The sequence below is a fragment of the Hassallia byssoidea VB512170 genome, assembly GCF_000817785.2.
GTDB lineage: Bacteria > Cyanobacteriota > Cyanobacteriia > Cyanobacteriales > Nostocaceae > Hassallia > Hassallia carrinoi.
The window spans coordinates 43,278-56,466 of record NZ_JTCM02000036.1 but is presented as its reverse complement, the minus strand read 5'-3'; the positions used below and the strand labels follow the sequence as shown (position 1 = coordinate 56,466).

Below are 13,189 nucleotides of genomic sequence, written 5' to 3'. Positions count from 1 at the left end.
AAAATATCTAATGAGTTATTTAAATAACTCTTTATTTCCATACCTTTACCCTTTCCCCTTTAACCTTTTCCCCTCATAAAATTCCCCATTCCCCATTCCCCATTACCCATTACCCATTACCCATTACCCAATCCTAACTGCGAAATAATCTTGTATACTGGGTTTCATGCGCCATGCTTGCTAAAGATAGACCCCAACTACAACAACTGAGGTTATCATCTTCTAAGGCGAGAATGGACGCTGTTGCATCGTTAATTAGTGGTTGTAAGTTTAGTAATAACTGCTGTCCTGCTGTTTGTCCTAAAGGTATAAGTTTCACGCCAGCAGTGATTAAATTACTTACCCAGCTATGCAGATATCCTAAGATTGCTGCTTGTATATTTATATTCCAGTAAGCAGCCGCAATGCCGAAAGCGATCGCATAATTGCAATTACCCACAGCATCGGCAATCGGCTTGATTTGTGGTTGTAGTTTAGCAAATAATTGGATAAGCGATCGCCCCATCTGTAAACTAGAATTGCGTAATTCCTCAGTTTCGCGAACCGCAGATAACCACATATTCCAACGAGATAGCGCCTCTAAATCATTCATTTTCGCACAATTGTACGCTCTTACCATCACTGCCGCTTCTAACCGAATCGCTCCATAACGCAATTCTGCTTTCAACCAATGCTGTAAACTTTCTTGATTATTAATAACGTTATTTTCTACCAGCGTTTCCAATCCTTCAGAATAACTATATGCTCCCACAGGTAAAGCCGGACTCGCTAACTGTAAAAGACATAAAAGATGACTATCAGTGATGTCCATAAGCACCGATTTCGGGCTGAAACGGTAAAATTTCCTCTTTGATTTCTAGCCCTAGTTGTTCCAACATAGAGCGTAAAACTGAATCTGGTAATAATCGTAAATAAGTCGTTGTAATTTCTACAGGTACATGGCGATTTCCTAAATGATATGCCGCTTGTAGTAGTAATATCGGTGTTTGTGCCGTTACAGTTAAAACTGCTTCTGGTTTGGCAGCAATTCTAATTAAATTGCTATTTGTTTCATCTTGGAGAATATCGCCATCATGTAACACCGTTCCTCTCGGTAAACGCAAAAATACCGCTTGTCCATCTATTTCAAAGCGATGACGACTGCGAGTGCGTTCTTCTGCGGTGAGTGCAAGAGTTAAGGTGACTGCTGCATTACTGTTTGGCGGTTTACGTTGCGTACAAGTGAGCATAAGGAATTAAAAATTTCAAATCTAAAATACAAAATCGCAATCTCCATATTATCACTCATCAGCGCATAAACTCTCTCAAACTCTCCCAAACCTTGGCGTACTTGGCGTACTTGGCGGTTCGTTAATTAGTCTTAAATTTCGTTAATTAGTCTTAAATATGTAATAAAGTATTGCTATATTTATCCACATAAAGATAAATTTAATATAACTCATGTCAAACAAACGTGTATGGCATCGTTTAACTTCATTGCGGCATCAGCGTTTTGTCGGACGTAGCGATGAAATTTCGCTATTTAAATCGATATTATCAGAAAAATTCCTACAAATTCAGATTTTATATATTTATGGCGCTGGTGGTGTGGGCAAAACTACATTGTTGCAAGAATTTTCTCACATCTGCACTCAAGAGAACACACCCGTTATTTATATTGATGCGCGTAACATTGAACCTACTCCCGACTCATTTTTAAATGCGATCAAACTTAACGCCAACCTTTCATTAACAGATAATTTACTTGATGCGATCGCTCAGTGCAACAGTCATTATGTAATTCTCATTGATACCTACGAAACGCTACAACCCTTAGAAGACTGGCTTTTACAAATATTCTTGCCTCAGTTGCCAGAAAATGCTCTCATCGTGCTTGCTGGCAGAATAGGGCAGAATAAAGTTTGGCGAACTGACCCTGGTTGGCAAGCTTTAAGTCGCACAATAGAATTACGTAATTTTACTAAGTCAGAAACTCGCAATTATTTAACTAAATGCCAAATTGCTTCTTTGCATCATGAGAGCATTTTAAACTTTACTCACGGACATCCTTTGGCACTGTCTTTAGTTGCAGATGTATTTGTTCAACATGATACCCAAGACTATACCCAAGACTATAAATTTGATTTGCAATCTTTAGCTGCCACTGATGTAGTTAAAACATTATTATCACAATTTGTGCAAGAAGTACCAAGCGCTTTGCATCGTGCAGCGTTAGAAGTTTGTGCGTTGGTGCGTCTAACTACGGAAACATTGCTAGCGGAAGTTTTGGGTTTAGAAGATGGTTATGAATTGTTTGATTGGTTGCGCGGACTATCTTTTATTGAATCAGCTTCGCTGTGGATTTTTCCGCATGATATCACGCGAGAAGCGATCGCCGCTGATTTGCGTTGGCGAAATCCAGAACGTTATGCTGAAATATTCAGCCGCGCTCGTATTTATTACATCAAGCGCATCCAGCAGACTAACAATGAGGAACTAGAACGCGCTTTATTTGATTATCTCTTCAAAAGTCAGCATGTACGCCATTTTTTTGTTTGGCAAGATAAAAGTAACCTGGTAACTGACAGCTTGCGGGAAACTGATAAATCAGTGCTGTTAAAAATGGTAGCAGTTCATGAGGGGAAAGATTCTGCTAAAATTGCCGCACACTGGTTGACAAAGCAACCAAATTCTGTATTAGTCTTCCGAGAAAATCAGGATGGAACACCTTTAGGATTTATGATGTTATTGGCTTTGCATTCGGCAAGCGTTGAGGATTTACAGTTAGATCCGGCAACACAAGCTGTATGGAATTATATCCAGCATCAAACGCCACTGCAACCACAAGAAAAAGTAAGTTTCTGCCGTTTTTGGATGGCTTTTGATAGTTATCAAGCGGTATCGAGAATTCAAACTCTGGTCTATATTAAACTTTTTCGTCACACTATCACGACTGCGAATTTAGCTTTTTTATTTATTGCGATCGCTAACCCCAATTTTTGGGAATATTTATGTACGGCTGCGGAAACACCTTTGTTAAAACAAGCTTATTTTACAGTAGGAGGACGACAATATGGTGTTTCTGGATGCGATTATCGAGTGATATCGTCAATTAACTCGATGATGCAATTACCAGAATGGATATTGGCGATGAATCCTAATTTAAGTAATGTTAATTACACAACATCTATTGAATCATCGGTAGTAATAAACCAGTCTGATTTTACCGAGGCTGTAAAGCAAGCTTTGCGAGATTTTATATTTGCAGATGCACTCTCAAACAATGTACTTTTGAATTCGCGTATTGTGATTAACCGCATCGGCATTAATTCTCAAACATCCGAGCGCATTGCTACTTTACAACTAATATTGCAAGAGGCGATGGAATCGTTGCAAAAATCGCCCCGCGAAGCCAAATTTTATCGCGCTTTGTATCACTCTTACTTGCATCCCGCAGGCACGCAAGAAAAAGCCGCAGAAATATTAGATGTTTCGATTGCTACCTTTCATCGCCATTTAAAAGCCGGGATTACACGAGTAACCGAGATTTTATGGCATCAGGAAACGCAATGTGAGGAGTGAGGAGTTGGAGCGTTGGAGCGTTGGAGCGTTGGTAGTTGTTGGTTGCTAGTTGATAGTTGTTGGTTGTTAGTTGATAGTTGTTCGTTGCTAGTTGAGAGTTGCTAGTTGTTAGTTGATTCCACTATCGACTATCCACTAACCACGCTCCCACTAACCACGCTCCCACCATCCACTATCCACTATCCACTATCCACGCTCCTCCTAACTTGAGAAGAAATTGAGAGCTTTTTGATAGATTTTTGCTCTGGAATGCGATCGCTATTTTCGCCAAACTGAAACTAACTTATTTTCATAATGATGAATATGCGCTATTTATATCAAACAGCTGCATCGCTAACTATTGCTACAACTGTTCTTCTTGGCACAGCAGAAAGCGCAACAGCAGCATCGTTAGTTTCCACCCCATCGATAAATTCTCCGGCTTCATCAACAAATGACAAATTAGCCCGTAAACTGCAACAAACGCTAGATAAGACTGTCAAAGATAATCGCATTACTGGTGCAACAGTAGGTATAATCGGGACACAAAAAACATGGTTTGGTGCTAGCGGTGTTTCTAGCTTAGAAACCAAAACGGCAATGCGTCCTCAAGATAGATTTCCCATTGGTAGCACCACGAAACCTTTTACAGCAGTCACTGTATTGAAACTGGCAGAAGAAGGAAAACTAAGTCTAGAAGATACTTTAGATAAATGGCTGCCAGCGTCGATTTTAGATAATATCCCTGACAGCAAAAGTATCACAATTCGCCAACTGTTGAACGGTACGAGCGGCATCTACGATATTTTATATGGGGATGACTCTCCGCTTCAGCAGGAAATTCCCAAAAATCCTACCAAACAGTGGACTCCAGAAGAACTTGTTGCCTATGCTTACGGCAAACCGCGATTTGCTGAAGAACTACAAGGAATTACTTGTACGCCGAAATATTGTTATCCGAACACGGGTATGATTTTAGCTGGGATGATTATCGAAAAAGCCACAGGTTCAACCTTTGCTGATGTCCTTCGCAGTCGAATTCTTAATCCTTTGGGGATGAATAATACCTTTTTTGCTGCACAAGAGCAAATTCCCGATGGATATGTTAACGGCTACTTAGATTATGACAACAATGGCACCTTGGATAATGTTACTGGTGTGAATCTCTCATTTGCCTCGACTGCTGGCGGTATAGTTTCAAACACGCAAGATTTAACACGTTTTGCAACTGCGCTGTTTGGGGGTGAGTTGCTTTCAGCCGACAGTCTCAACCAAATGCTTGATTTTCAGGATATAGGAGTTGGGGATAGCTTGAAGTACGGGTTAGGCTTGGTTAGTACTGAGTTTGAGGGCATCGGTAAAGCGTGGGGACACAATGGCAGTGTTACTGGATATGGCTCTCAATGGTGGTACTTTCCCGACTTGGGTATTACTTATGTGGATTTGCAAAACCAGCAGCCCGCAAGCGATATCCTCTCTGGGATACTCAAGAGTTTGCTTAAAGAACAGTCTAAGCCTGTACCAGAACCAAGTGCGATCGCAGGCTTAATAATGTTGGGTGCAGCAGGAATTGTACTGAAGCGCAAACGTATATTTACTCAAAAATGAGAAGTTATGAACGAACAATCAATTAAAAAATCAGGTAAGAGAGAATTGCTGACTCGCTTTGTTGTTGGTGCAATCATCGGAGGAGCGATCGCACTCGTTTATTGGTTATACATTACCAGCTTTACTCTTGGATGGACAAAAACAGCAACAGAATTCAGCATTGCTTGGATTCTATTATTTACAGTTGGTTGTGGTTTCATGGCGGTTAAGGGGAAAAAATTGCTTTGGACATTTTTAGATTCTCTTCCCCCAATGCCGTAGATAAGAAAACTGGCAGGTACTATCAGTACCTGCCAGCTAATTAGCTGTCATTTGCTGTTGGGGATTAGGGGTATTGATATTAGCCGCCAATTTCTCTGCGCTCAATTACACTACCATTACCCGTACCTTGCATCTGTTGGGTTTTCGGTGTACCGTGCAGTCGGGGATCGGGTTGTGGTGGTGTGGGTTCGGGTCCTAGCGGCTGGGGATTTGCCACATACTCGAATTCGCCTTTGCCGTCCATTGAAGGACCTTTTGCCCAGCGTCCTTCAGCGCTATCGGTGCCTTCAGAGTGATTCCAGAACTGATACGCATACTCGCGCTTCTCCAAATCCAGCGGGAAGGAACTAGGAACAGGAGTACTTTCCAGTCCATCTGCTTTTAATTCTTCAATCGCTGCTTCCCACTGATTTTGGTGCATCGTATCACGAGCGATCATAAACGAAAGAGTATCTTTCACGCCAGGATCGTCAGACATCTCGTACATCCGTACTGCTTGCAAGCGTCCTTGAGATTCAGCGTGGAGATTTGAACGGAAATCTGCCATTAAGTTACCGCTGGCAACGATGAAGCGACCGTTCCAGGGAAAGCCTACGCTGTCGGCTGGCATGGCACCCAAACCTGAGACAATGGCGTGTTGGGGGTTCATCGCTGCCGCCATAATTACATCTCGTGGGTTACTACCACCCATCACCGCACCCACTACTTGGTCTAAAGCACCTTCTTCTTGCATTTTCACCGGTGCTTTATCCAGCAGATGGGCAATCATCGTTGCCAACATCTCGATATGACCGATTTCTTCAGTACCGATATCTAGCAACATATCGCGGTATTTCGCAGGTCCGCGACAATTCCAGCCCTGGAACAGGTACTGCATCATCACAGTCATTTCCCCAAAGGTGCCACCGATGAGTTCTTGAATTTTCTTCGCGTACACTGCATCGGGTTTTTCTGGCGGTTTGAAGTACTGTAGTTGTTTTTTATGGTAAAACATAAGTGTTCCTCATTTATTGCATGTGGAGCAGGCGATACAAATTCAAATTTTTCTGAGATTTGGAGCGTGCAGCCGCTTCGGCTGGTACCCGGTGGCTGCTCGTCGCCTATACTTCTAGGAAACCTATTTAATCTGTTGTGTACATCATTCTCAGGTCACATAAAAAATACTTAAAAAATAAGTATATTGACTGTGGTTGTTTAATTCTTCCGACTGAGATTGTTAGTGCATTCTGATAATCAGAATCAAGGGTACAAAAATCGTAGAGACGTTCCGGCGGAACGTCTCTACAATAATTGTGGATTTGGCGACATGATATTAGTTATCATGCCGTCTTTAGCCTGTATAAATTTAGTTAGCCATAGTTAGGCGATCGCCAATCGGTTCTTGTACTGGTGGTTTGATTTCGTTGATTGTTCTAGTCCAATGACGATGTTGAGCGATCGCCTTGACGAATTCTTGAGCAACGTTTTTGATGTTGTCAGCATTACGGCTAGCGATAACACCGTTATCAGATGTTACATGTCCATTTGACTGTGATTTCTCCAACGCCATCGCTTTGCTTTCAGGTGCCATCATTAGTAGATCGACTGCCTCACCGGTTGCAGCGATCGCCTTATAATGCTTGAGAGTGTCATTGATAAACTCAACCACATCTCCTTCTTTCTTCAGCGTTTCGATGCTTTCTTTGCCACCAGGAATGTAAACAGCATCATACATCACCGATGCAGCAGTGAGGAAAGTCTTATTTACCTCAACTTCTTTACCATCAGCACTCTTAATCATCCCCTTAAACTTTGATACAACCTCAGCTTGCGCTCCACCACTCTTCAACGCTTGCTTGATTTCCATCAATTGGGAACCGTCGAACCCATCAGCCGCTAAGATAGCGATGCGCCGCCCCTTGATTGTCTTTTCCGGCTGATTAGGGTTATTTTCCATACTCAAAGCTGGGGAGGTGCGTCCGTGGTTTTGCGTAACTGCCTTTGGAGCCGCAACACCGATGCCCATTGCCACAAGCTTTGCTAGTTCGTTATCAACTTGGTTGAAAAGTTCAACCATGCGTTGCCGAACTTCTTTAGTTTCCACCTTACCTAACTCGAAGTGAGCAGCTTTAACTAAGTGTTCCTTCTCAGGCTTAGATAGACTATTCCAGAACAGAGTCGCTTGGCTGAAGTGGTCGCTGAAGCTATCGCTACGTTCGCGGATTTTATGCCCTTCAACTTTTTCCATGTAGTGGGCATATCCACCCATCGACTCTGGAGACATCATCGGACAGCCACCACCAAGGGAATTGGGGAAGTAGTTAGTTTTACCCTTGTTGATTTTCATTTGCATAATACCATCGCGATCGTTATTATGCACCGGGCATACCGCACGATTGATTGGCAGTGACTCGAAGTTGGCGCTACCGAGTCGATGAATCTGTGTATCGTGATATGAAAGCAACCGCGCTTGCAGCAGTGGATCGTTACTGTAGTCAATACCAGAAACAACGTGTGATGGTTGGAAAGCAACTTGCTCGGTTTCCGCAAAGAAGTTGTCTGGGTTGCGGTTCAAGACCATTTTTCCAATCGGTCGCACGGGAACAAGTTCTTCTGGGATAATCTTTGTGGAGTCGAGAATATCGAAATCAAACTTAAATTCGTCTTCTTCCTCAATAATTTGTACACCCAACTCGTACTCTGGAAAGTCCCCCATCTCAATTGCTTCCCAAATGTCGCGTCGATGGAAATCAGGGTCTTTACCTGCGATTTTCTGTGCTTCATCCCACACCAAAGAGTAAACACCGAGTAACGGCTTCCAGTGGAACTTGACAAAACGTGCTTTACCCTGCTCGTTGACAAAGCGGAAGGTGTGGACACCAAAGCCCTGCATCATTCGGTAGCTTCTGGGGATAGCGCGATCGGAAAGCACCCACATAATCATGTGCATCGATTCGGGCATCAGCGAGATGAAGTCCCAGAAATTGTCGTGTGCTGCTGCGGCTTGCGGCATTTCGTTATCGGGTTCCGGCTTGATCGCGTGGACAAGATCCGGGAACTTAATTCCATCTTGAATAAAGAAGACAGGAATATTATTACCTACGAAATCATAATTACCATCTTCGGTGTAAAACTTAACCGAGAACCCGCGTACATCCCGTACAGTATCTGCTGAACCACGAAACCCCGTCACAGTCGAGAAGCGGGCAAATACTGGCGTTTTTACAGAAGGGTCTTGTAAGAATTTTGCCTTCGTATATTCAGCCAGCGATTCGTAAACCTGGAAATACCCGTGCGCTCCAGATCCACGCGCATGAACGACTCGCTCCGGAATGCGTTCCCGGTCGAAGTGCGTCATCTTTTCACGCAGGTGGAAGTCCTCCATTAAAGTGGGTCCGCGCTGCCCAGCATGAAGCGAATTGTCGGTATTGTTTACACGTATCCCTTGGTTCGTCGTCATGTACTCACCAGGTTCTTCGCGAAACTGTTCTAAACTTTCGTTTTTGCTTTGCTCGTTGATGTTGGGTTCGCTCATGGTGGGTGTTACTTGAGGAGTAGTTCTCTATATGAAAATAGACTCAAAAAAAACTATAAAACCTCAACCCTGAGTCATATCTTTTTTGCTGTGAAAAAAGTTATGGGGTTGAGGCATGAAGAGGTTTACGGATTCTCAGGGTGGTAAGATTAAGGAAAAACTAATCTTCATCGCGTCCGTGGACTTGAGCCGGCGGACTGGTTGCTTCAACTGCGGTGAATGATTCCAAGATTTTGTAAGTGTGGGATGCGCCTTTTGGCACTACCCAAGAGTTTCCCGGTTCAAGCACAACTACTTGACCTTCAAGATGTAACTCAGCACGACCGTTGATTACATAACCGACAGTTTCATATTCTCGTGCTGCTGGTTCTTTGGGTTCACCTGGTTCTTCATTTTCCCACAGACGCATAGAAACAGTTTTGCCAGAAGCAAGATATTTCTGACCGAGTTGACCTTTGGGAGAATTGGCAGAGTCTATTTTTTGAACGCTAGTATCAGTCATATTTTCTTTCCTTTTTTTACTGTAGTAAGCGCTAAAGCGCTTAATTAAGCGCTTCAGCGCTTACTACGAAACACTTTTAAACCTTAATAGTTCTACCTGTGCGAGCGGCTTCATAAATCAGCTGCATCAGTTTGACATCTTGCAAACCTTCTTCACCTGGGGTTTTCGGCTGTTTGTTATTCATGATGGACTCAGAAAGGTGATCCATCTCCAAAGCGAATTGATTCTGTTCTTGAATATTGCGTTCCTCGTTACCGTTCTTGCTTTTAACAGTCAAGCGGTGTTTGTAGTAATCGGTAGCTGGGTCTAACTCCAAGGTAGCGTCACTTCCAAAAACTTGGATGCGTTTGGTGTCTGAGTAGCCGTAGCTGGATGTACAATTGGCAAGCACGCCGCTAGGAAAACGCAAAGTGAAGTTGACATTTTCCTCAACTTCCCGAAAGCGGGGGTCGTTGGGGGTGCTGTACATCATGGCGCTGATTTCTGTGGGTTCCTCACCCGTGATGTATCTTGTGGCTTGCAAGCTGTAAATACCGATGTCATAAAGAGAACCGCCACCAGCGAGTTTTTTATTGGCACGCCAGCGGTCTGCGGGGTCTTTGGGGTCGAGGTTGCGTCCGTGGTCAGAGACGATGGATTTCAACTTGCCAAGTTTACCACTTTGTGCTAATTGAATCGCGGCGAGGTTGAATGGTTCATATTGAGCGCGGTAGGCAATCATCAATTTGCGCCCTGCTTTTTTCGCAGCATCAATCATCGCTTGACATTCGGCGACGGTGATTGCCATCGGCTTTTCACACATGATGTGCTTGGCAGCTTGTGCGCCGCGAATGGTGTATTCTGCGTGTAAGGCGTTGGGTAAGATGATATAAATAACATCTACCTCTGGGTTATTGCGGATGGTGTCGTAATTTTGGTAGTTGTAAATATTTTTCGGGTTAACGCCGTATTGCCGTGCATACTGTTCGGCTTTAGGGCGATCGCCACTCACCAATGCTACCAACTTTGAACGCTTACACTCAGCAAACGAAGGAATAATTTGTTGGGTAGCAAACTTTCCCAAACCCACAACTGCCCATCCTAACTTTTTTTCTGGCGGCATCGGTGGCTCTTTTGCGGCTTGAGCTAAACTACGGCTGGGTTTAAAAATCGCTGGGACGATACCAAGTGTAATTAACCCAAAACCAGCTTTATATAAAAGAGTACGACGGCTAAGTTCTGATTTTAGTAAGTCAAACATGAAAGGTTAGTAAGAGTTAGGAGTTAGGAGTTAGAAGTTAGGAGTTTAGATTTTTAATTCAAAACTCCTCACTCTTAACTTTTAACTCCTAACTTTTTAAGGTTTGAGTACAACTTTGATGCAATTGTCTTTTTTATGTTTGAAAATCTCGTAGGCGTGGGGTGCTTGTTCTAGCGGTAGGCGGTGGGTGATAATAAACGATGGATCGATTTCGCCGTTTTGGATGCGCTCAAGTAAAGGACGCAAGTATCTGTGGACGTGAGTTTGTCCCATCTTGAAGGTTAAGGCTTTGTTCATGGCTGCACCCATCGGGAATTTGTCGAGGAAGCCACCGTAAGCACCTGCAACTGATACGTGACCACCTTTGCCACAAGCAACGATCGCGTTTCTTAATGCGGTGGGTCTGTCTGGTTCTAGACGCAACTCTTGTTTTACTCTGTCGTATAAGCCCATCAAGTCATTGCCGTGTGCTTCGAGTCCGACTGCATCAATCACAGCGTCGGGACCGCGACCGCCGGTCATTTCTTTGAGGACTTCCCCAACATCAACTTCTTCGTAGTTAAGGACTTCTGCCCTACCATATTCTTTCGCCATTTGCAAGCGTTCGGGAACGCGATCGATGGCAATGACACGTTCTGCACCGAACATAAAAGCGCTTCTGATGGCGAATTGTCCAACTGGTCCGCAACCCCAAACGGCGACGATATCACCGGGTTTAATGTGGCAGTTCTCCGCTGCCATGTAACCGGTGGGAAAGATGTCAGTTAAAAATAATACTTGGTCATCTGTTAAGCCATCGGGAATTTTGAATAAACCCACATCGGCAAATGGTACGCGGGCATATTCTGCCTGACCGCCTGCGTAACCTCCGAAGATATGAGAGTAGCCAAATAGACCTGAGGGAGAATGACCCATGATTTTTTCTGCTAGCCAACCGTTGGGGTTGGAGTTGTCGCACAGCGACCATAAATCAGTATTGCAGAAATAGCAGTTACCACAGGCTATTGTAAAGGGAACAACGACGCGATCGCCTACTTTGACATTATTAACTGCGCTACCAAGTTCGACGACTTCCCCCATGAATTCATGACCAAGGATATCCCCTTTTTCCATCGTCGGGATGTAGCCATTGAAAAGATGCAAATCAGAACCGCAAATTGCCGTTGATGTAATTTTGACAATCGCATCACGCGGGTTAAGAATTTTTGGGTCTGGCACTGTATCAACTCTTACATCAGTGGCGCCGTGCCAGCATACTGCTTTCATAATAGTTGTTAGTTGTTGGTTGTTAGTTGGAGCGTTGTTAGTAGGTAGTGAGCGGTTTACCGCTCATATCTTCGGTATTAAAGCGGGTTTACAGCACATTGCAAGTAACTGAAGTAGAATGCTGAAGTCTAAAAGCTAGACATAAAACCTTTTTTACTTCTGACTTCTCAATTCTGCTGTATCTATATCCATTTACTTAATTGGTTCAGCTTTTTCTTTAATTGAGTCCAAAAACTCTTTGGTACTTTCAGGTAAAGGTTCATCAAGATTAAGTTTTTCCCGAACATTCTCACCAATGTCTTTCAAGTTATTTTTGGCATTGTCAACCAACTGTTTATCTTTCTCAGTCGGTTGTGCGTTGTAATATTTAGCTTCTGGTGTTTTCGCGGTATCAGCCTGCGCTGGCAATACATTTATGTCACCAAAACATTGCATAAACAAGACTGCAAATACTACCAAAATAGCTTTAAAAATCTGATTTAATCGTAAATTTATCTGCAAAAAAATTACTTTCATAAAATACCTTATTATCCAATTTTTGAGTTAGAGTTATGAGTTTTAATTTAACTCATAACTCTTTTTTAATCAGAAAGGATAAATCCTCTCAAACTGATTATTTGACTTGGTGATAACCTTCTTTAGTTCCAGTTATTGGTTCAACAGCCTTTTCAACTCTCTTCTCTGTTTCACCCAAAAACTCTTTTGTGCTTTCCGGAAGTGGTTCATCAAGATTGAGTTTTTCGCGAACATTATCAGCGATACTTTGCAAAGGATTTTTCGTATCAACAGACTTTGTGTCTGTTTCTAATGGTAAAGATGCGTGCGGTGTACCTTTATAATAAGTGCCGAGTGGTGATTTGACAGTTTCACCTGTTGATTTCGCAGCGTCATCAATTCCTTTCTTGGTTGAATTCACAGCATCTTTGGCAGTTCCTTTGATATTATCAGCAGTTTGCTTCAGCTTATTTTTAGCACTATCAGCTGAATTCACAGCATCTTTAGCAGTTCCGCGAAGATTATCAAAAGTACTTTTTAGCTTACTTTTACCACCTTCTACCGCTGTGTTGGTTTGGTTGGGCGCCGATTCATCTGGGGTTCCTTTGTAATAAATACCGATTGGTGATTCGACGGTATCATTAGCAAACGCTTGCAATGCATTGCCGTAACCAAAAGCTTGAGCACCAATAAATATAAATGCAGCAAAAACAACTGTCAAAACTCTGTGCAAAAATTGTTTCACGAAAGCCTCCGATTGAAT

The 13,189-nt window shown here is 43.0% G+C and carries 12 protein-coding genes; 3 read left to right on the top strand and 9 right to left on the bottom strand.

The features are described from left to right. Nucleotides 1-133: 133 nt before the first annotated feature. Both PI95_RS17020 and ureE read right to left on the bottom strand, forming a co-directional pair. Entirely contained in the window at nucleotides 134-811 is a 678-nt protein-coding gene (locus tag PI95_RS17020; protein ID WP_039738541.1) for an urease accessory protein UreF, read from the bottom strand. Then, complete coding sequence (gene ureE / locus PI95_RS17015) at nucleotides 798-1,229, bottom strand: urease accessory protein UreE (RefSeq protein WP_039738539.1); 432 nt, start codon at nucleotides 1,227-1,229, stop codon at nucleotides 798-800. The genes PI95_RS17020 and ureE overlap by 14 nt, the downstream gene beginning before the upstream one ends. 211 nt (nucleotides 1,230-1,440) lie before the next feature. Between ureE and PI95_RS17010 the strand changes: the two genes are divergently transcribed. The 3 genes from PI95_RS17010 (at nucleotide 1,441) to PI95_RS17000 (ending at nucleotide 5,409) form a co-directional block, all read left to right on the top strand. Next, nucleotides 1,441-3,561: an ATP-binding protein gene (locus PI95_RS17010; RefSeq protein WP_039738538.1), complete on the top strand. Its 2,121-nt coding sequence runs from the start codon at nucleotides 1,441-1,443 to the stop codon at nucleotides 3,559-3,561. A 303-nt stretch (nucleotides 3,562-3,864) separates the two neighbouring features. Then, nucleotides 3,865-5,148, top strand: coding sequence for a serine hydrolase (locus PI95_RS17005; protein WP_039738550.1), 1,284 nt, complete (start codon nucleotides 3,865-3,867; stop codon nucleotides 5,146-5,148). Nucleotides 5,149-5,154: 6 nt separating this feature from the next. Further along, nucleotides 5,155-5,409 carry a hypothetical protein gene (locus tag PI95_RS17000; RefSeq protein WP_039738537.1) on the top strand — a complete coding sequence of 85 codons (255 nt, stop codon included), beginning with the start codon at nucleotides 5,155-5,157 and terminating at the stop codon, nucleotides 5,407-5,409. 79 nt (nucleotides 5,410-5,488) lie between these two features. Here the strand turns inward: PI95_RS17000 and PI95_RS16995 are convergent, their stop codons facing one another. The 7 genes from PI95_RS16995 to PI95_RS16965 all read right to left on the bottom strand — a co-directional run bounded on the left by PI95_RS16995 (nucleotide 5,489) and on the right by PI95_RS16965 (nucleotide 13,171). After that, nucleotides 5,489-6,403, bottom strand: coding sequence for a manganese catalase (locus PI95_RS16995; protein ID WP_039738536.1), 915 nt, complete (start codon nucleotides 6,401-6,403; stop codon nucleotides 5,489-5,491). A 351-nt stretch (nucleotides 6,404-6,754) separates the two neighbouring features. After that, entirely contained in the window at nucleotides 6,755-8,923 is a 2,169-nt protein-coding gene (locus tag PI95_RS16990; RefSeq protein ID WP_039738534.1) for a catalase, read from the bottom strand. A gap of 160 nt (nucleotides 8,924-9,083) precedes the next feature. After that, the gene (locus PI95_RS16985) at nucleotides 9,084-9,425 is read right to left on the bottom strand and encodes a cupin domain-containing protein (protein ID WP_039738533.1); all 342 of its coding nucleotides are present in this window, start codon (nucleotides 9,423-9,425) and stop codon (nucleotides 9,084-9,086) included. Between the two features lie 76 nt (nucleotides 9,426-9,501). Beyond that, complete coding sequence (locus PI95_RS16980) at nucleotides 9,502-10,665, bottom strand: Gfo/Idh/MocA family protein (RefSeq protein WP_039738532.1); 1,164 nt, start codon at nucleotides 10,663-10,665, stop codon at nucleotides 9,502-9,504. 96 nt (nucleotides 10,666-10,761) lie between these two features. Then, the gene (locus PI95_RS16975; RefSeq protein WP_039738530.1) at nucleotides 10,762-11,931 is read right to left on the bottom strand and encodes a zinc-dependent alcohol dehydrogenase; all 1,170 of its coding nucleotides are present in this window, start codon (nucleotides 11,929-11,931) and stop codon (nucleotides 10,762-10,764) included. A gap of 192 nt (nucleotides 11,932-12,123) precedes the next feature. Beyond that, the gene (locus PI95_RS16970) at nucleotides 12,124-12,447 is read right to left on the bottom strand and encodes a hypothetical protein (protein ID WP_052324708.1); all 324 of its coding nucleotides are present in this window, start codon (nucleotides 12,445-12,447) and stop codon (nucleotides 12,124-12,126) included. Nucleotides 12,448-12,544: 97 nt separating this feature from the next. Then, complete coding sequence (locus tag PI95_RS16965) at nucleotides 12,545-13,171, bottom strand: hypothetical protein (protein ID WP_052324707.1); 627 nt, start codon at nucleotides 13,169-13,171, stop codon at nucleotides 12,545-12,547. Nucleotides 13,172-13,189: the final 18 nt, after the last annotated feature.

Excerpts from the sequence above, each read along its gene's own strand:
- PI95_RS17020 (WP_039738541.1), bottom strand. The coding sequence starts at position 811 with ATGGACATCACTGATAGTCATCTTTTATGTCTTTTACAGTTAGCGAGT.
- ureE (WP_039738539.1), bottom strand. The coding sequence starts at position 1,229 with ATGCTCACTTGTACGCAACGTAAACCGCCAAACAGTAATGCAGCAGTC.
- PI95_RS17010 (WP_039738538.1), top strand. The coding sequence starts at position 1,441 with ATGTCAAACAAACGTGTATGGCATCGTTTAACTTCATTGCGGCATCAG.
- PI95_RS17005 (WP_039738550.1), top strand. The coding sequence starts at position 3,865 with ATGCGCTATTTATATCAAACAGCTGCATCGCTAACTATTGCTACAACT.
- PI95_RS17000 (WP_039738537.1), top strand. The coding sequence starts at position 5,155 with ATGAACGAACAATCAATTAAAAAATCAGGTAAGAGAGAATTGCTGACT.
- PI95_RS16995 (WP_039738536.1), bottom strand. The coding sequence starts at position 6,403 with ATGTTTTACCATAAAAAACAACTACAGTACTTCAAACCGCCAGAAAAA.
- PI95_RS16990 (WP_039738534.1), bottom strand. The coding sequence starts at position 8,923 with ATGAGCGAACCCAACATCAACGAGCAAAGCAAAAACGAAAGTTTAGAA.
- PI95_RS16985 (WP_039738533.1), bottom strand. The coding sequence starts at position 9,425 with ATGACTGATACTAGCGTTCAAAAAATAGACTCTGCCAATTCTCCCAAA.
- PI95_RS16980 (WP_039738532.1), bottom strand. The coding sequence starts at position 10,665 with ATGTTTGACTTACTAAAATCAGAACTTAGCCGTCGTACTCTTTTATAT.
- PI95_RS16975 (WP_039738530.1), bottom strand. The coding sequence starts at position 11,931 with ATGAAAGCAGTATGCTGGCACGGCGCCACTGATGTAAGAGTTGATACA.
- PI95_RS16970 (WP_052324708.1), bottom strand. The coding sequence starts at position 12,447 with ATGAAAGTAATTTTTTTGCAGATAAATTTACGATTAAATCAGATTTTT.